A 17206-nucleotide genomic window follows, 5' to 3' on the forward strand; every position below is an offset into this window, starting at 1 on the left:
CACACAGAGGCCAGCTTTGCCAAGCTTCTCACGCAGCCTAGAACAAGCTCTCCACCGCGCCCTGGCGCTCGCCGGGGAGCGCCGTCACGAATACGCGACGCTGGAGCATCTCCTGCTCGCCCTCGTGGACGACCAGGATGCCGCCGCGGTCATGCGCGCCTGCAACGTCGAGATCGACGCGCTCAAGCGCAGCCTCGTCGACTACGTCGACACCGAGCTGTCCAACCTGACCGGCGACGGGCGGCAGGACGCCAAGCCCACGGCCGGGTTCCAGCGCGTGATCCAGCGGGCGGTGATCCACGTCCAGTCCTCGGGCCGCGAGGAGGTGACCGGAGCCAACGTGCTGGTGGCGATCTTCGCCGAGCGCGAGAGCCACGCCGCCTACTTCCTGCAGGAGCAGGACATGACCCGCTACGACGCGGTCAACTACATCAGCCACGGCATCGCCAAGCGCCCCGGCGCCTCCGAGTCGAAGCCGGTCCGCGGCGCCGAGGACGAGGGCGCCGCCGAGCGTCCGAGCGACGACGGCGATCCCCGCGGCGGCGCGAAGAAGAAGGGCGACGCCCTGGACGCCTACTGCGTCAACCTCAACAAGAAGGCGCGGGACGGCAAGATCGACCCGCTGATCGGTCGCGAGACCGAGGTCCAGCGCACCATCCAGGTGCTCTGCCGCCGGCAGAAGAACAACCCGCTGCTGGTGGGCGACCCCGGCGTCGGCAAGACCGCGATCGCCGAGGGGCTGGCGCGCAAGATCATCCAGCACGAGGTGCCGGAGGTGCTCGCCGACGCCACGGTGTTCTCCCTCGACATGGGCACCTTGCTCGCCGGCACCCGCTACCGGGGCGACTTCGAGGAGCGCCTCAAGCAGGTGATGAAGGAGATCGAGGCGCACCCGAACGCGATCATGTTCATCGACGAGATCCACACGGTGATCGGCGCCGGCGCGACCTCGGGCGGGGCCATGGACGCGTCGAACCTGCTCAAGCCCGCCCTGGCTTCGGGGACGCTGCGCTGCATCGGCTCGACCACCTACAAGGAGTACCGCCAGTACTTCGAGAAGGACCGCGCCCTGGTGCGCCGGTTCCAGAAGATCGACGTCAACGAGCCGTCGATCCCCGACACGATCGAGATCGTGAAGGGCCTGCGCCCGTATTTCGAGGAGTTCCACAAGCTCAAGTACACGACCGAGGCCGTGAAGGCCGCGGTGGAGCTGTCGGCCCGCTACATCAACGACCGCAAGCTGCCCGACAAGGCGATCGACGTGATCGACGAGACCGGCGCCTCGCAGATGCTGGTGCCGGAGGCGCGCCGCAAGCGCGTCATCGGGATCAAGGAGATCGAGGCGACCATCGCCACGATGGCGCGGATCCCGCCCAAGACCGTCTCCAAGGACGACGCGGTGGTGCTCCAGCACCTCACCGAGAACCTGAAGCGGGTGGTCTACGGCCAGCCGAATGCCATCGAGGCCCTGACCTCGGCGATCAAGCTGGCCCGCGCCGGCCTGCGCGACCCGGACAAGCCGATCGGCTCGTACCTGTTCGCCGGCCCGACCGGCGTCGGCAAGACCGAGGCGGCCAAGCAGCTCGCCTCGTCGCTCGGCGTCGAGATGCTGCGGTTCGACATGTCGGAATACATGGAGCGCCACACGGTCAGCCGCCTGATCGGCGCGCCCCCCGGCTATGTCGGCTTCGACCAGGGCGGCCTGCTCACCGACGGGATCGACCAGCACCCCCACTGCGTGCTGCTCCTCGACGAGATCGAGAAGGCGCACCCGGACCTGTTCAACATCCTGTTGCAGGTCATGGACCACGGCAAGCTCACCGACCACAACGGCAAGCAGGTCGATTTCCGCAACGTCATCATCATCATGACGACGAATGCGGGTGCGTCGGATCTGGCGAAGTCGGCCTATGGCTTCACCCAGAGCAAGCGGACCGGGGACGACGTGGAGGCGATCAACCGCCTGTTCGCGCCGGAATTTCGGAACCGCCTCGACGCGATCATCTCCTTCGGTCATCTGCCGAAGGAGGTCGTCGCGAAGGTCGTCGACAAGTTCGTCCTCCAGCTCGAGGCGCAGCTCGCCGACCGCAACGTCACGATCGAGCTCTCCGACGAGGCCCGGGACTGGCTGGTGGAGCACGGCTACGACGACGCCATGGGCGCCCGCCCGATGGCGCGGCTGATCCAGTCCACCATCAAGACGCCGCTCGCCGACGAGGTGCTGTTCGGCAAGCTGAAGGACGGCGGTGCGGTCCGGGTGGTCGTGCGCAAGCCGGAGGATGCCGAGGCCAAGGCCGGCGCCAAGGACAGCCTGGGCTTCGACTTCCCGGCGGGCCCGGTGACGCCCAAGCCCGAGAAGGACGTGACCAACGCCGCCAAGCGCCACAAGCGCGCCAAGCCGCGCACGGCGGCGCGCAAGAAGAGCCCGAAGGACGACAAGGGCGGCGGCGGCGGTTCGGGCGGCGGCGTCCGGACCGTGCCGAAGGTGCCACTCGTGCGTGCCTAATGGTGTGCAGGCGGGTCGGCGGCCTTCCGGACTAGGGGCCGCCGGTCTATGACCGCCGCCGCGACGCGCATGCGCCGCGGCGAGGAGGCGCCCGATGACCGACAACCTGCACGAGGGACCTCTCTCCCCCGTCGCTCAGCCGGCGCCCCCGAAGCAGCAGCTGACGCGGCGCGAGGAGCGCCGGCGTCGGCGCCGTCGTCGCCGCCGCGGTGAGGAGGTGCTCGCCTGGGTGCTCGTGCCGTTGATCTGTTTCGGCGTCTACTGGGGCGTGAGCGCCGGCTTCACCTTCTTCGGCACCTCCCCCGGTCAGGTCTGGGACCAGCTGATGCAGGTCAAGGCCATGATGGAGAAGCGCTCCAGCAACCCGGCGGCGGGGCGCGGATAGCGGAGGGCCCGCAACCGGCGGCTCCGGGATGTGTCCCAGTGGAGGCGCCATGGAACCGGCCCGAGCGCACCCGACCCTCTCGAGGCCCACCCGCCGGGCGATCCTCGCATCCGCCCTCGTGGCGGCACCGGCGCTGCGCGCCACCGCCCGCGGCGGCACCGTGGTGATCGTCGGCGCCGGATCGGCCGGCCTTGCCGCCGCCGCCGCCCTGCGCGCAGCCGGGCAGAGCTTCACGGTCGTGGAGGCGCGGGACCGGATCGGCGGGCGCGCCTTCACCGAGCGGGCCCTGGGTGCCGACTGCCCGTTCGATGCCGGCGCCGAATACATCCACTGGGCCGAGCGCAACCCGTGGGCGCCGATCGCCCGGCAGGCCGGGGTCCGCTTCGCCCAGGAGGACGGCTGGGCGCGGAGCTTGGTCATCGACGGCAGGCCCGCGACCGACGCCGAGAAGGCCGAGCGGCGTGCCGGCTTCTCCGGCCTCGATGCGCGCCTGCAACCCAAGGGAACCGGCGACCCCTCGCTGGCGGAGGTCGCACGGACCGGCGGACCGGCTGCCGAGCAGGCCGCCGCGGGCTTGAGCCGGTTGTCCCTGGGCGAGGATCCCGATCGGGTCTCGGCCGTGGATTACGATCGCCTGTGGTCCGGCGGCGACCTGTGGGTGGACGGCTACGGCGACCTGGTCGCGCGGCATTTCGCCGATGTCCCGGTCCGTCTCGGCTGCCCGGTCCAGGGGATCGACTGGTCCGACCGCGAGGTTCGGGTCGAGACGGCGCGGGGTACGCTGACGGCGGCGGCCGTCATCGTCACGGCCCCTGTCGGCGTTCTGAAAGGCGGCGCGATCCGGTTCTCGCCCGGCCTCCCCGACCCTGTGCACGGTGCACTCGCGGGGCTCCACATGGGCGCCTATACCAAGATCGGCCTGCGGCTCGACCCGGCGAAGTTCGATCCGGCGGCGTTCGGCGATGCGGTGTCGATCGGGACCGGCGGCCCGACCCTCTATTTCGAGATGGGGCCGTTCGGCCGATCCCTGGCGGTGGCCAATCTCGGCGGCGATCTCGCCCGCGACCTGTGCGACGCCGGCGAGGCGGCCGCGGTCGCTTTGGCGACCGAGCGTCTGGGTGCGATCCTGGGCGCCAAGGCGTCCGGCGCGGTGCTGTCCGGCCGGCTCGCCGGCTGGTGGACGGATCCCCATGCCCGGGGGTCCTACTCGATCGTAGCCCCCGGACACGCGGACGCCCGGGACCGCCTGCGTGAACCGGTCGGCGGGCGGATCTTCTTCGCCGGCGAGGCAATGGCCGGCGGCGGAGCCATGACGGTCGGCGGCGCGACCCTCGACGGCGAGCGCGCCGCCCGCGACGTGCTCCGGGTGCTCGGCACCTGATCGGTTCACCTCGCACTCGGACCGGGTGCGCCGGCCTCCCGCACCGGCACACCTGTGGCCACGATGCATGATCCGCCCCGGTCGCAGGCGTCGGCATCAGAACGCTCGGGCTCCGCCGCATCGCGGTGGTCGACCCGCGCGTGCCGCGCTTCATCCCGGCGTCGCACTGCCAGGATCGGGCGGCGCCGGCATGCCCGTGGCGGCCCGGCAGCGGATCGAGGCCAGGGACAGGGGCTCCTCGCGCCCGCGCAGGGCGTGGGAACCGAGGTCCTCGGCGACGAGGTCGTCGGGTAGCGCACCGATCCGGCCGAGGAGATCGGCCGAGACCAGGACGTGGGCATTCAGGGTCTTGGACAGTGCCTCGAGCCGGGCCGTCGTGTTCACGACGTCGCCGAAATACGCGATCTTGTGCCGCTGCAGCCCGATCTCGGCGGTGACCACCGGGCCGCAATGGAGCGCGGCGCGGAACTCCGGCACCTGACCGAAGCGGCTCCGCCAACTCTCGGCATCCGCCGCGAGACGGTCGGCGAAATCGAAGACGCAGCGCAGGCAGGCGGCGTCGCGCAGGCCCTGCTTCATCGTCCAAGTCACCAGCGCCAGATCGCCGATGTAGTCGTCGATCGAGCCGCGCGTGCGCGATACCGGCAGCGCCAGGGCGTTGAAGACCTGTCCCAGATAGGCCTGCGCCGCGTGATCGCCGTATCGATCGGCGAAGCGGGTCGAGCCGGCGACGTCGAGGAACAGGAAGATGCGCTCCTCCCGGATCGGCCGATGGTATCGGCCGATCAGCAGATTGACGAAGACCCCCGGTCCGATCAGGTCGCGGACGCGGAACACGAACGCCACGAGGGCCGAGATGCCGAGCGCGTAGAGCAGGCCCGTATCGGTCATCAGCATCGCGTTCCGCTCGCTGTACATGAACCGGAACAGGCGATTGAGCACGGTGCTGGCCAGCGCGTTACCGGCGATGATCATCGCGATGTACAGCGCCACCGTGGCGAGCAGGAACAGCGGCGTGGCGAGGCCACGGATCCGCTCGCGCACAGCCGGGAGAAGGAGCCGGCGCTCGTAGAGCATGATCGGCGTGCCGATGATGGCGCCGCGGATCGCCGATCCCGCCAGCGGCCCGACCGCGAAGATCGTTCCGTAGAGCACACCCGCCAGGGCCCCGAGCGCCGGCGCGACCAGGAAGAAGCCGGATCGCGGGAACCGCATCGGTGCGTTCACCGGCCGGCGCGCCGGTCGCCCCTCAATCCAGCCGCAGGGCGTGGACCGAGAACAGACCCTCCGGATCGCTCCAGACTTCGAGCCACGTCCAGCCGGCCCGTTCCGCCAGGGCCCGGAAGGTCGCGACCGTATACTTGTAGCTGCTCTCGGTATGGATCGTTTCGCCCGCCGCGAAGGTGAAGGTGTCGGATCCCACAGCGACCGCCTGCGCCTCCCGGGCGACGAGGTGCATCTCGATCCGCGACGCGTCCGGATTGAAGACGGCCCGATGGGCGAACGCGGCGGGGTCGAAACGGCCGGCGAGCTCGCGATTGATCCGGGTCAGGAGATTGAGGTTGAACGCTGCCGTCACCCCGGCGGCGTCGTCGTAGGCGGTCTCCAGGGTCGCGGGATCCTTCACGAGGTCGACGCCCACGATCATAAGGGCGCCTTGCCCCAGGATCCGTCCGAAGCGACGGAGCAATTCCTCGGCCTCGGCCGGCTCGAAATTGCCGATGGTCGAACCGGGGAAGAACCCGGCCCTCGCCTGCCCGTCGAGGCTCGCCGGCAGGGCGAAGTCGCGGGTGAAGTCTGCGACCACGGGCTCGACACGCAGATGCGGGAAGTCGCCGCTCAGGGTCTCGGCCTGCGCGCGCAGGAATTCGCCCGAGACGTCCACCGGGACATAGGCGGCGAGCTTGTCGAGGTGCCGGAGGAGCCTGCGGAGCTTCACCGTCGAGCCGCTGCCGAACTCCACGAGGGCCGCCTTCGCCGGCAGCAGCGCCGCGATCTCAGGTCCCCGCCGGTCGAGGATGCCGATCTCCGTGCGGGTCGGGTAGTATTCCGGCAGCCGGGTGATCGACTCGAACAGGGCCGAGCCGGCGGCATCGTAGAAATACTTCGGCGACAGGGTTTTCTGCGGCTTGGACAGGCCGTCCCGTACGTCGGCGAGGAAGGCGAGTTCGGCCGAATCCAGCGCGACCGGGGTCGCGTCGGGGAATGTGGGCTTGATCGTCAAGGGGGCCTCCGGGGCGCGTCAGGCGGCGTCTGCGAGGCGCAGGCCCGTGAACTGCCAGCGCTGGTGCGGGTAGAAGAAATTGCGGTACGGCAGTCGGGCATGGCCGGCGGGAGTGGCGACCGACGACCCGCGCAGCACGAACTGGTTGGACATGAACTTGCCGTTGTACTCGCCGAGGGCACCCGGCAGCGGCCGGTATCCCGGATAGGCAAGATAGGCGCTGCGGGTCCATTGCCAGACGAGGCCGAAGGCGTCCGGCAACTGCCCGTCCCGGGCGGCGACCTCCCATTCGAACTCGGTCGGCAGGAAGCGCCCCGCCCACCGGGCGTAGGCGTCGGCCTCGTAGTAGCTCACATGCGTGACGGGCGCGTCGAGGTCCACCGGACGCAGGCCGCCGAGGGTCATGGTGGCCCAACCGGCCCCGTCCCGGCGCCAATAGCCCGGAGCGTCCCAGCCTTCGGCCGGGCCCGCATACCAGCCGTCGGAGAGCCACAGCTCCGGCTTGGCGTAGCCGCCATCCTCCATGAAGGCGTGCCACTGGCGGTTGGTGACCAGAGCCCGGTCGATCCGGCCCGCCGGGATCAGCGCCTCGTGCCGGGGCGACTCGTTGTCGAACGAGAACCCCTCCCCGTCATGCCCGATCCACGCGATGGCCCGGTCGAGGCGGACCTGACCCGGGAGCGATGCGGCCGCCGGAAAACGCCACTCGAGTTCGTAGGCCGGTCCGAGCGGGTTCTGCCCGAAGGCGTGCAGGATGTCGGTGAGGAGAAGCTCCTGGTGCTGTTGCTCGTGGTAGAGCCCGATCTCCAGGATCGGCAGCACCGCCTCCAGCCCGCCCTCCGAGGCCTGCCCGAGGAGCGCTACCACCGCCCGGTCGACATGCGCGCGGTAGGCCGTGACCTCCGCCATGGTCGGTCGCGTGATCAGGCCGCGCTGGAACCGCGGCTGCCGGGGGCCGGCGGCCACGTAGTAGGAATTGAACAGGTAGTGCAGACGCTCGTCGTAGATCGCGTAGCCCGGCAGGTGCTCGCGCAGGAGGAACTGCTCGAAGAACCAAGTCACGTGAGCCCGATGCCACTTGGTCGGGCTGGCGTCGGCCATGGATTGAACCTGCTGATCCTCCGCCGAGAGCGGCGCGGCGCGGCGCTCGGTCTCCCGCCGCACGTGGCGGAAGGCGGCGATCCAAGCCGCGCGGTCGATCGGACGGGCGGTCACGGCGGGCGGCGGGAAGGCCGCGGCCTCTTGCCCGGATGCCTGGTCCAGGCGCAGTGCGGCCGTCGCTGCCATGACGCGTGTCCTTTTCCTCAGACCGACTCCAGAACGATTTCCTCGAACGCAGGTCGGCGCGCAGAAGATATGTCCCGCGGGGGTCCAGACAACCTCTGCCGAGGAGGTCGCCTACCGAGCGCGTTCGCCGGCCTGTTCGCGCCGGCCCCGCCGGGGTTAACCGAACCTGTTGGGGATTGCGGGTCTTTCTCTCGCCGCAGTCAGTTCGCTTTAACCCTCGCGACGGAGAGTTCGGGACGCGCGTTCGGGAGTCCACGGTACCCATGCGGATCGATCTGATGGCCGGCGCCAGCCTGTCCGCCGCCGCGTTGCGCGGTGCCGCCGAACCGACCATCCTGGTCTTCGATTCCGGGCTCGGCGGCCTGACCGTCCTCGACGCCGTGCGCCACGCCCGTCCGGACGCCCGCTACGTCTATGTCGGTGACGATGCGGCCTTCCCGTACGGCCGGCTCGGTGAGGCGGCGCTCGTCGCCCGGGTGCTCGCCGTGATGGAACGGCTCGTCGCGGTTCACCGGCCCGACCTCGTGGTCATCGCCTGCAACACGGCCTCGACCCTGGTCCTGCCCGCCCTGCGGCAGCGTTTCGCAACGCCCTTCGTCGGCGTGGTGCCGCCGATCAAGCCCGCGGCGGCGGCGACGCGCTCGCGGCTCGTCTCGCTTCTGGCGACGCCCGGGACCGTGGCGCGCTCCTACACGCACGACCTGATCGCGACCTACGCCGGCGCCTGCGCGGTGACCCTCGTCGGCTCGCCGAACCTCGCCGGGTACGCCGAGGCCGAGCTCGCCGGCGCCCCCGTTGACGATGCCGCCCTCGCCGCCGAGATCGCTCCCTGTTTCGTGACGGAGCCGGATGGCCGGCGCACCGACGTCGTGTGCCTCGCCTGCACGCACTATCCGCTCCTGCTGCCGCGCCTCGAAGCCGTGGCGCCCTGGCCGGTGACTTGGATCGATCCGGCGCCCGCGATCGCCCGGCGCGTCATGCAGCTGATCGGTGCCGTCCCCCGCCAGGCGGACGGGCACGGCACGGCGCTCGGCGCCTTCACGGCCGGAAGCTGCCTGACAGCCCCGTTGCGGGCCGCGCTCGCCGACAGGGGGATCAGCGACGTCGCCGTCGAGGCGATCCCGCTGCTTCTGCAATAGGGAGGCGGCGACCGAGGCAGCACGGGCCGATCCGGCAAAACCGTCCCGGGCGCTTGCCAATTCAGTCGGCACAGTCTCTGATTGACCCGATTCGACGCGATGTCTGAATTCGGGAGAAGCCGATGACGCTGAAAGCTTCATTGCTGGCGGCTACATTATTCATCGCGGTGTCGACGATCGCGCCGGCCCTGGCGTGCGGCGACGGCGAGGCTCCGACCTCCTGCGACGATCCGAGCCCGAACGGGTTCGCGTCTTGGATGCTGGGCCGCGTCGATCGGGCCCTGAAGACCGACAAGGCGCAGGCGCTCCAGGATTTCACCGACGGAGCGCGCGGGTTCCGGACCGCCGACACCTACGTGTTCTGTGTCGGGCCGGACGGCATCATGAACGCCCATCCGAGCCCGCTGCTCAAGGGACACGACGTGCGGGACCTGCACGACAAGACCGGCAACCACTTCATCCGGACGATGATGGACACCGCCAAAGCGGGGCAGATCTCGGTGATCCGCTACCTGTTCCCCAAACCCGGCAGCACCATCGAGGAACCCAAGACCACCTACTACACCCGGACCGGTGACCAGACCTGCGCGGTCGGCGTGTACGATGTGGACGTCAACGCTCCCGCGGTCGCGACGGCGGAGGGCCGCATCGCCGCCCTCCGTAAGAAGCTCGACGGCGAGATCCCGAGCAGCGCGCGGGCGGACTGGACCGCCTTCCTCGAGGCGTTGAACGCCCGGGGCGACGAGAAGGCGACGGCCATCGCGCAGGCGCGGCGGGAGCTGACGGCAGCGGCGACGGCGCTGGATCAGGCCGGATCGAAATCGGCGGGTGGCGAGTAGCCCAGGGGCGGCTCAGGTTCCATCCGGCGCTTCGGCGGCGGCGTTAAGGCCGTGCTGCGGGGCTCGGCTGGCTCATTGCCGCGACGCTCCGCTCGGCGGATGCGTCCGCCTCCGTCGGGACGATCAGATGCACGAAGAGCATCCCGGCGGCGACGATCAGCGCGAGCGCCACGATGCGCCACAATTCGAGGATCGGCTCCTGAGGCGGCCCGTTCGTCTCGCTCGGCATCGCTTCCCTTTCCGATCCCCGCGGACCCTGATGGGACACCCGGAGGATGAACGCTTCGTTAAATGCACCCCCGCGCCCGGGCCTCGGTCCGGCCGGATCCGAAGCACCATCCCGCGGCCGCGCCCGGGATGCGGAGAGCCGCCACAACCATGCTGGCGTCAGCGAAGGACCGAGCGGGGGGATGCACCCCGGCACGGCCCTCGCCGGATCCTCTGCTCATCGCGGAGCCGAAATGGCCGATGTCGGCGGCGGCGCGCGGTGCGTGATCGCACAGACGTACCGCGGCGCGCGCCGCCGTGCCCGACCGTGCCGTCGCCAAGACGACGCCCGGCCGAAGCCACGGAGGCGGTGCGCTGCTCCGGCTCTGCTCCAGACAGGGGTTCTGTCCGCGCGCGCCACGGGTTTTCGCGATCCGGCAGGCGATAAGAGACCTTCGCTGACTTGCGTAGGGGAAATTCCGCCGCTGTGCAGAATTCCCGACCGGGATTTCCACAGCCGGTGCTCCGCCGATACTGTATATCCTCCTCAGAGCTCAAGCTTGTCCAGATTCCGCCGCAATCTCCTGCGGTTCTGGTCTCTGGCGCGTGGATCTCCGACGCAGGAGTGCCCGATGTTCGAGAGCTGTTTCTGGGGTGCGGCGCTCGTGGCGCTGCTCGGCACGGCCGGGCTGGTGGCGATCGGAGCCAGCTATCAGCCCCGTATCGGTCTGTTGGAGGATGATCCGCGCATCCTCGATCCGCGCCGGGTCTTCGGGCGCAAACGGCGGTGGCGCCGCGTCCCCGCCGTCGCGCGGCGCCTCGGCCTGTCCCTGCTCCGCTGATCCGAGTCGCCGCCCAGGTGGCGATTGCAGTGCGGGAATCTGATTGCGCCGGACAGCCCGACCCAGCGAGGCCGGACGATCTGCGCGAGACCGGGATTTCGGACGACGCGACGGCGCTAACCCCAGCCGCAGCCGGTAGCCTCCGCACCGCTGGCCGAGGCCCTAGAGGTGCTTGAGGCCGTAGCTGTCCAACAACGGCAGCAGTTCGTCCCGGGCGCGGATGCGGTGCTGGCGCGCGGCATCGAGGGCCTCGACGGCATCGCCCGCCCGCACTGCGCGGGCGATCCGCCGATGCTCGGTCACCGACGCCTCCAGCGTCCGGCGCAGATTGAGCGTCAGCATCCGCGCCCGGTGCGACTGGTCGTTGATCGCCTGCACGATCCGGCTCATCCGCCCGTTCCGGGCATGCTCGATCAGGGCGGCGTGAAACGCCCCGTCGGCCCGCCCCCAGGCCGGGAGGTCGCCGCGCGCGTGCGCGTCGGCCATCGTGTCCGTGTGGGCATCGAGCGCCTGCGCCGCGGCGAGGCGCTCGCCGTCCGGGAGTGCCGCCACGAGTTCGGCCGCGCGGCCCTCCATGGCAATGATCACGTCGTAGATCTCGCGCATGTCGTCGGGCGCCAGCGCCAGGATCAGGATGCCCTTGCGAGGCAGGACCCGGACCAGCCCGTCCTCTTGCAGCCGGATCGCCGCCTCGTGGACTGGCGTGCGGCTCATGCCCAGCCGGAGGGCGATCTCCTGCTCGGAGGCCTGATAGCCGGGCGCGAAGCTGGCATCGCGGATCGCGGCCCGCATCGCCGCGTAGGCGTCGTCGACCAGCGATGGGCGCTTCTCGCCCTCGTCGGCGCCCGTCGGCACTGCCCGACCGCCGCTGGGCTGCATCCGCGCCATCGCCCGCTCCCCCCGACCCTGATGCCCTATCACCAGCCAAGCCGGCCGTGGAACAGCCGTTGACACGTCGTCCTGCCCGATCTAGCAGTATTCAAGCTTGCATGGAAGATGGCGCGCAAGAAGCCGTCACCCGGTGCAGCGGGAGGATACGATGGGCGGCTCGCTCGAACAGGCTACCATGCGGCGCGTCGCGTGGCGCCTCATCCCTTTCATCTGCCTGCTGTACTTCGTCGCCTTCATCGACCGCGTGAACATCGGCTTCGCGGCGCTGACGATGAACAAGGATCTCGGCTTCTCGTCGACCGTCTTCGGGTTCGGGGCCGGGGTGTTCTTCTTCGGCTACTTCCTGTTCGAGATCCCCTCGAACATCATCCTCGACAAGGTCGGCGCGCGGCTGTGGATCGCCCGGGTGATGATCAGCTGGGGGTTTCTCTCGGGAGCCTTCGCCTTCATCACCGGAGCGACGAGCTTCTACGTCCTGCGCTTCCTCCTCGGCGCCGCCGAGGCCGGGTTCTTCCCGGGCATCATCCTGTATCTGAGCTTCTGGTTCCCGGCCCGCTACCGCGCCGCGGTGGTGTCTCTGTTCATGGCGGCGGCGCCGCTCTCCGTCCTGTTCGGCTCCCCCGTGTCGAGCCTGCTCCTCGAGATGGACGGTCTCCTCGGCCTGCACGGCTGGCAGTGGATGTTCCTGGCCGAAGCGCTCCCGGCCGTCATCCTCGGCATCGTGGTGCTGTTCTACCTGACGGATCGACCCGAGAAGGCGACCTGGCTGGCCGACGAGCAGCGGGCGTGGCTCGTCGCCGAGATGGAGGCGGAGCGTGCCGGCAAGCGGGCGAACGCCCGGCACAACCTTCTGAGCGGGCTCGCGGATCCGCGCGTGCTGGCCCTCGCGCTGATCTACTTCGGCACGTCCGCCGGCCTCTACACGCTGGGAATCTGGGCGCCGCAGATCATCAAGGGCCTCGGCCTGTCGACGATGCACGTAGGCCTGCTCAACGCCGTGCCGCCCACCGTCGCGGTGGTGGCGATGGTGCTCTGGGCGCGCCATTCCGACAGGACGGGCGAGCGCACGTGGCACGTGGTCATCGCCTGCCTTGCCGCCTCGCTCGGTCTGGTGCTGGCGGGGGCCGCCAGCACCGTGGTCGCCGTCATCGCCGCGCTGAGCCTCGTCAACGTCGGGATCAGCGCCGCCAAGCCGCCGCTCTGGGCCATGCCGACCATGTTCCTCTCCGGCTCCGCGGCCGCCGTGGGCATCGCCACCATCAACGCGATCGGCAACCTCGGCGGCTTCGTCGGCCCCTGGGTGATCGGCTGGATCAAGGACCGGACCGGCAGCTTCGCGGGCGGCCTGATGTTCGTAGCCGGGCTGCTCGTCGTCTCGGCCATCCTGACTCTCGTCGTCGCCCGCGCCGGGCGGCGCAGCGCACCCGCGGGGGTCGTGGCGCGCTGAAGTTCCCCCGGTCGCTTCGATCGTTCACGGTCGCACGCTTCCGCCGCAAGACCGACGACCCCTTTGGCACAAACCGTTCAGGAGACTCATCATGACGAAGACCTATACGATCGCGGCCATCCCGGCGGACGGCATCGGCGTCGAGGTCATCGCGGCCGGCATCGAAGTCCTCGACGCACTGGCCGAGAAGACCGGGTCGTTCAACTTCCGCTTCGACCATTTCGACTGGGGTTCCGACTACTACAAGGCCCACGGCGTCATGATGCCGGCCGATGGCCGCGAGCAGATCCGGAACCACGATGCGATCTTCTTCGGTGCCGTGGGCGCGCCGGACGTGCCCGACCACATCACCCTATGGGGCCTGCGGCTCGCGATCTGCCAGCCCTTCGACCAGTACGCCAACGTCCGGCCGACCCGGATCCTGCCGGGCATCACCAGCCCGCTGCGCCACGTCTCGGGCCCCGAACTCGACTGGGTGATCGTGCGCGAGAACTCGGAGGGCGAATATGCCGGGGTCGGCGGCCGGGTGCACCAGGGCCATGCCAACGAGGTCGCCACCGACGTCTCGATGATGACCCGTTCGGGCGTCGACCGGATCATCCGTTACGCGTTTCAGCTCGCGCGGTCCCGGCCGCGCAAGCTCCTGACCGTCGTGACCAAGTCGAACGCTCAGCGCCACGCGATGGTCATGTGGGACGAGATCGCCGCCGAGGTCGCCAAGGACTTTCCGGACGTGACCTGGGACAAGATGCTGGTCGACGCCATGACCATGCGCATGGTGACGAAGCCCGAGACCCTCGACACCATCGTGGCCACCAACCTGCACGCCGACATCCTGTCGGACCTCGCCGCGGCCCTCGCCGGCTCCCTCGGCATCGCCCCCACCGCCAACATCAACCCGGAGCGCACCTTCCCGTCGATGTTCGAGCCGATCCACGGCTCGGCCTTCGACATCACCGGCAAGGGCATCGCCAACCCGGTCGCGACCTTCTGGACCGCCTGCCAGATGCTGGAACACCTCGGCGAGCCGGCCGCGGCCGAACGGCTGATGCGCGCGGTCGAGCGTGTCACTGCGGATCCGGCTCTGCACACGCCCGATCTCGGCGGACGCGCGACGACCCGGCAGGTCACCGACGCGGTCATCGCGGCGATCCGGGGTGACAACGCCTGAGGCGGACCATCGTGGAGGCCGCCGGGAAACCGGCGCCTTCCTCCAGGCGTTCGAACCGGACGCGCTTCGTAGCCGCCGCTCTCCGGACCGCCGATGCGGCCGGTCCAGCCTCTGTCACACAGGAGGGCCGCCGCACGCACGGCAGGTCCCGCAGCATCGGGAGGATACGATGACCTCATGGAACCCCAGCCGGCGCGGCGTCCTCGGCGGTGCCGCGGCGGCGGCCATCGGCGGCTCGCTCGGCGCGGACCCGCGACCCGCCCACGCCCAATACGCCGTCCGCTACTCGACCGGCAGCGAGGCGCCGACCTTCAAGGTCCCGCCGAACGCCACGGATTGCCACTTCCACATCTACGACAACCGCTTCCCGCCAGCCCCCGGTGGTCTTCCGGCGCCCGACGCAACTCCGGACTACTACCGGGCGCTGCAGGCACGCATGGGCACGAGTCGCGGCGTCGTTATCCAGCCCTCGCTCTACGGGATCGACAACCGCCCGACGCTCGAAGGCATGGCGGCCCTCGGCCCGAACTTCCGCGGCGTGGTCGTGGTGAACCCCTCCGTGAGCGATGCGGAGCTCCGTCGGATGCACGATCTCGGGGTGCGCGGGATCCGCTTCAACCTCGCGCAGGCGGGGGCCACGACGCTCGACATGCTGGAGCCGCTGTCGCGGCGGGTCGACGCGCTGGGCTGGCACTGCCAGATCAACATGACGGGCGCCGATATCGCGGCCGCCGCCGACACCTTCCTCAAGATCCGCGGCAAGCTGGTCTTCGACCATCTGGCCCATTGTCCGCAGCCGGCCGGCGTCGCGAGCGACACGTTCAAGCTGATGCAGCGTCTCCTCGACCAGGGGAACACCTGGGTGAAGCTGACCGGCCTCTACGCCGACACCAAGGTCGGGCCGCCCACCTACGGGGATGCGGTCGCGGTGGCGCGCGCCTTCGCGGCCGCGGCACCGACGCGGTGCGTCTGGGGGACCGACTGGCCGCATCCCACCGAAAGCCAGTCCAACAAGCCCGACGACGCCCTGCTGCTCGACCTCCTGCCGACCTTCGTTCCCGACGAGGGAACCCGCACCCGCATCCTCGTCGACAATCCGGCCGAGCTCTACGACCTCCCGAAGAGCTGATCGGAGGCTGCCCCCGATGTCTGCGTGACGGCGGACGCGGGATCGCGGAACGACGTGAAGCGGTCCGGCTCATCGAGAGGCACCCGCAGGGCGCAGCGGACGCCATCGGGCGGAAATGTCAGGTCGACGGTTCCGCCGAGTTCCCGGCTGATGCCGCCCGCGATCAGGCGCGTGCCGAAGCCGCTGCGCCGGGTCTCCGCCACGGGCGGTCCCCCGCTCTCGCGCCATTCCAGGGCCAGGACCCGGGTGTCGTCGTCCGTCGCGGCGACGCGCCACCGGATGTCGATCCGACCGTTCTCGGTGGCGAGCGCCCCGTACTTGACGGCGTTGGTCGTCAACTCGTGGATCGCCATGCCGAGCGCCAGGACGTAACGGGGCAACAGTTCGACGTCGGGGCCGTCCAGCGCGAAGCGGCGCACCGTCGCATCCTCGAACGGCGCGAACGCGTTCTCCAGCACCGCGCGCAGCGATGCGCCGCCCCAATCGTCCTGCGCCAGCAGGTCGTGCGTCTTCGACAGCGCCAGGATCCGCCCCTCCAGACGCACGCCGCCATCGTCGTCGCGCGGTCGCTGACGAACCAGTGACTGAACGGTCGCCAGGGTATTGCGCACCCGGTGATTGAGTTCGTGCAGCATCAGCGTCTGACGCTCCTGCAGGCGCCGGCTCCGGGCGATCTCGGCGCGCAACTCGCCCTCGCGCGTCTGGAGCGCGGCCGCCATGGCGTCGAAGGCCTCGCCCAGCTGACCGAACTCGCCGGGACCGGCGAGGCCGCTGCGCGCGTCGAGCGCGCCGGCCCGCCACGCCGCGGCGGTCTGGATCAGCCTCTGGACCGGCTGCCGGATGAAGGCGCGCCCGGCCAGCAGCGCCGCCGCGATCGCCAGGGCGGCGCCGAGGCCGATCAGCACGAGTCCGCGGCGAGTGGCGGCGTCGATATCGGCGAACGCCGTGGCCGGCGAGACCCCGACCGATACCGTGATCGAATCCAGCCCCCCGGGGCCGGTCTCGGCCACGGCGGTGATGCGTGGCCCGCCGTTGAGGCCGGGCAGATCCGCCACGTCCCCACGATGTTGCGTCAGGGCCTCCCAGAAGGGCGGGGGAAGCGCCTTGCCGACCCAGTCGTCGTGGCCCGGCAATCGCAGGAGCACGGTTCCCCTCCGGTCGGCCACCGTCAGGACCGCGTCCGGCGGCAGTCCGGCGGCGGCTTGGCGGGCGGCCAGATAGGACAGGTCGATGCTGGTGATCACGATGCCGTCCGCCCTGCCGTCCGAACCGGGGATGGCCAGGGCGAACTGGATGGTCGGCCGCCCGGTGACGCGCCCGGTCAGGACCTCGCCGACGGCGAAGCCGCCGGAGCGCATCGCCTCCTGGAAGTAGGACCGGTCCGCGACCGTGTAGGCCCCGGGTGAGGATCCGAGGGTGTTGCAGCGGATCCGTCCATCCGGGTCGGCGACGCCGAAGAAGAACGATCCCGGGACCTTGTCGACGACGCGTTTGAGATAGGCCGTGCAGCTCTGGGCATCCCGGTTTCGGATCACCGGCAGCTCGGACAGCAGCCCGAGGATCTGTCGGGCCCCGCGCCCGAAATCGCCCAGGTCCGCGGCGACGCCGCGCGCGGTCCGCAGGGCGTCGCTGCGCACGGCGGCGCCGCGGGCGCTCCGCAGGGCGTATTCGTTGTAGCCCTGGATGGCGAGCGCCGGGACGAGGGCCAAAGCCATGAGCCCAACGATCCGCTTCGTCAGTGACATCAAGGATGCCGTC

At 70.2% G+C, this 17206-nt stretch carries 15 protein-coding genes; 9 read left to right on the forward strand and 6 right to left on the reverse strand.

Features of this window, described 5'->3' with window-relative positions; all coding sequences use genetic code 11:
• The first annotated feature begins 16 nt into the window (after positions 1 to 16).
• The 3 genes from clpA to MKL01_RS04990 all read left to right on the forward strand — a co-directional run bounded on the left by clpA (position 17) and on the right by MKL01_RS04990 (position 4272).
• On the forward strand, positions 17 to 2506 hold the full coding sequence (gene clpA, locus MKL01_RS04980) for an ATP-dependent Clp protease ATP-binding subunit ClpA (protein WP_243904115.1): 2490 nt from the start codon (positions 17 to 19) through the stop codon (positions 2504 to 2506).
• A gap of 94 nt (positions 2507 to 2600) precedes the next feature.
• Positions 2601 to 2891 (forward strand): hypothetical protein, encoded by a 291-nt coding sequence (locus MKL01_RS04985; protein ID WP_243904116.1) that lies wholly within the window; start codon positions 2601 to 2603, stop codon positions 2889 to 2891.
• Between the two features lie 49 nt (positions 2892 to 2940).
• Entirely contained in the window at positions 2941 to 4272 is a 1332-nt protein-coding gene (locus tag MKL01_RS04990) for a flavin monoamine oxidase family protein (RefSeq protein ID WP_243904117.1), read from the forward strand.
• 150 nt (positions 4273 to 4422) lie between these two features.
• On the opposite strand, the gene MKL01_RS04995 is transcribed toward MKL01_RS04990, so the two are convergent.
• From MKL01_RS04995 to egtB, 3 genes are read right to left on the reverse strand one after another with little or no spacing between them, the layout of a single operon-like run.
• A complete protein-coding gene (locus tag MKL01_RS04995; RefSeq protein ID WP_243904118.1) occupies positions 4423 to 5487 on the reverse strand; it encodes an adenylate/guanylate cyclase domain-containing protein in 1065 nt (354 codons plus the stop codon).
• 34 nt (positions 5488 to 5521) lie between these two features.
• Entirely contained in the window at positions 5522 to 6496 is a 975-nt protein-coding gene (gene egtD, locus MKL01_RS05000; protein WP_243904119.1) for an L-histidine N(alpha)-methyltransferase, read from the reverse strand.
• Positions 6497 to 6514: 18 nt separating this feature from the next.
• Positions 6515 to 7783 carry an ergothioneine biosynthesis protein EgtB gene (gene egtB, locus MKL01_RS05005; protein ID WP_243904120.1) on the reverse strand — a complete coding sequence of 423 codons (1269 nt, stop codon included), beginning with the start codon at positions 7781 to 7783 and terminating at the stop codon, positions 6515 to 6517.
• 263 nt (positions 7784 to 8046) lie between these two features.
• Between egtB and murI the strand changes: the two genes are divergently transcribed.
• A complete protein-coding gene (gene murI / locus MKL01_RS05010; protein ID WP_243904121.1) occupies positions 8047 to 8922 on the forward strand; it encodes a glutamate racemase in 876 nt (291 codons plus the stop codon).
• Positions 8923 to 9044: 122 nt separating this feature from the next.
• Positions 9045 to 9761, forward strand: a complete 717-nt coding sequence (locus MKL01_RS05015; protein WP_243904122.1) for a cache domain-containing protein — start codon at positions 9045 to 9047, stop codon at positions 9759 to 9761.
• Positions 9762 to 9804: 43 nt separating this feature from the next.
• Here MKL01_RS05015 and MKL01_RS05020 read toward each other — a convergent pair whose 3' ends face one another.
• On the reverse strand, positions 9805 to 9990 hold the full coding sequence (locus MKL01_RS05020) for a hypothetical protein (protein ID WP_243904123.1): 186 nt from the start codon (positions 9988 to 9990) through the stop codon (positions 9805 to 9807).
• Between the two features lie 610 nt (positions 9991 to 10600).
• Between MKL01_RS05020 and MKL01_RS05025 the strand changes: the two genes are divergently transcribed.
• Positions 10601 to 10810: a hypothetical protein gene (locus MKL01_RS05025; protein WP_243904124.1), complete on the forward strand. Its 210-nt coding sequence runs from the start codon at positions 10601 to 10603 to the stop codon at positions 10808 to 10810.
• Between the two features lie 162 nt (positions 10811 to 10972).
• On the opposite strand, the gene MKL01_RS05030 is transcribed toward MKL01_RS05025, so the two are convergent.
• Positions 10973 to 11698, reverse strand: coding sequence for a GntR family transcriptional regulator (locus MKL01_RS05030; RefSeq protein WP_243904125.1), 726 nt, complete (start codon positions 11696 to 11698; stop codon positions 10973 to 10975).
• A 151-nt stretch (positions 11699 to 11849) separates the two neighbouring features.
• Between MKL01_RS05030 and MKL01_RS05035 the strand changes: the two genes are divergently transcribed.
• The 3 genes from MKL01_RS05035 to MKL01_RS05045 all read left to right on the forward strand — a co-directional run bounded on the left by MKL01_RS05035 (position 11850) and on the right by MKL01_RS05045 (position 15448).
• Positions 11850 to 13148 (forward strand): MFS transporter, encoded by a 1299-nt coding sequence (locus MKL01_RS05035; RefSeq protein ID WP_243904126.1) that lies wholly within the window; start codon positions 11850 to 11852, stop codon positions 13146 to 13148.
• A gap of 91 nt (positions 13149 to 13239) precedes the next feature.
• Positions 13240 to 14319: a tartrate dehydrogenase gene (locus MKL01_RS05040; protein ID WP_243904127.1), complete on the forward strand. Its 1080-nt coding sequence runs from the start codon at positions 13240 to 13242 to the stop codon at positions 14317 to 14319.
• A 169-nt stretch (positions 14320 to 14488) separates the two neighbouring features.
• Positions 14489 to 15448 (forward strand): amidohydrolase family protein, encoded by a 960-nt coding sequence (locus MKL01_RS05045; RefSeq protein WP_243904128.1) that lies wholly within the window; start codon positions 14489 to 14491, stop codon positions 15446 to 15448.
• Here MKL01_RS05045 and MKL01_RS05050 read toward each other — a convergent pair.
• Complete coding sequence (locus tag MKL01_RS05050; RefSeq protein WP_243904129.1) at positions 15427 to 17193, reverse strand: sensor histidine kinase; 1767 nt, start codon at positions 17191 to 17193, stop codon at positions 15427 to 15429. The two genes, MKL01_RS05045 and MKL01_RS05050, sit on opposite strands and share 22 nt — an antisense overlap.
• Between the last annotated feature and the right edge of the window lie 13 nt (positions 17194 to 17206).

The sequence above is a fragment of the Methylobacterium sp. J-070 genome, assembly GCF_022829385.1.
Taxonomy (GTDB): domain Bacteria; phylum Pseudomonadota; class Alphaproteobacteria; order Rhizobiales; family Beijerinckiaceae; genus Methylobacterium.

What these genes read in the sequence shown, in the direction of transcription:
- MKL01_RS05020 (WP_243904123.1), bottom strand. Translation starts at nt 9,990, where the DNA reads ATGCCGAGCGAGACGAACGGGCCGCCTCAGGAGCCGATCCTCGAATTG.
- MKL01_RS04985 (WP_243904116.1), top strand. Translation starts at nt 2,601, where the DNA reads ATGACCGACAACCTGCACGAGGGACCTCTCTCCCCCGTCGCTCAGCCG.
- MKL01_RS04995 (WP_243904118.1), bottom strand. Translation starts at nt 5,487, where the DNA reads ATGCGGTTCCCGCGATCCGGCTTCTTCCTGGTCGCGCCGGCGCTCGGG.
- MKL01_RS05050 (WP_243904129.1), bottom strand. Translation starts at nt 17,193, where the DNA reads ATGTCACTGACGAAGCGGATCGTTGGGCTCATGGCTTTGGCCCTCGTC.
- MKL01_RS05025 (WP_243904124.1), top strand. Translation starts at nt 10,601, where the DNA reads ATGTTCGAGAGCTGTTTCTGGGGTGCGGCGCTCGTGGCGCTGCTCGGC.
- MKL01_RS05030 (WP_243904125.1), bottom strand. Translation starts at nt 11,698, where the DNA reads ATGGCGCGGATGCAGCCCAGCGGCGGTCGGGCAGTGCCGACGGGCGCC.
- MKL01_RS04990 (WP_243904117.1), top strand. Translation starts at nt 2,941, where the DNA reads ATGGAACCGGCCCGAGCGCACCCGACCCTCTCGAGGCCCACCCGCCGG.
- MKL01_RS05045 (WP_243904128.1), top strand. Translation starts at nt 14,489, where the DNA reads ATGACCTCATGGAACCCCAGCCGGCGCGGCGTCCTCGGCGGTGCCGCG.
- murI (WP_243904121.1), top strand. Translation starts at nt 8,047, where the DNA reads ATGCGGATCGATCTGATGGCCGGCGCCAGCCTGTCCGCCGCCGCGTTG.
- MKL01_RS05040 (WP_243904127.1), top strand. Translation starts at nt 13,240, where the DNA reads ATGACGAAGACCTATACGATCGCGGCCATCCCGGCGGACGGCATCGGC.
- egtB (WP_243904120.1), bottom strand. Translation starts at nt 7,783, where the DNA reads ATGGCAGCGACGGCCGCACTGCGCCTGGACCAGGCATCCGGGCAAGAG.
- MKL01_RS05035 (WP_243904126.1), top strand. Translation starts at nt 11,850, where the DNA reads ATGGGCGGCTCGCTCGAACAGGCTACCATGCGGCGCGTCGCGTGGCGC.
- MKL01_RS05015 (WP_243904122.1), top strand. Translation starts at nt 9,045, where the DNA reads ATGACGCTGAAAGCTTCATTGCTGGCGGCTACATTATTCATCGCGGTG.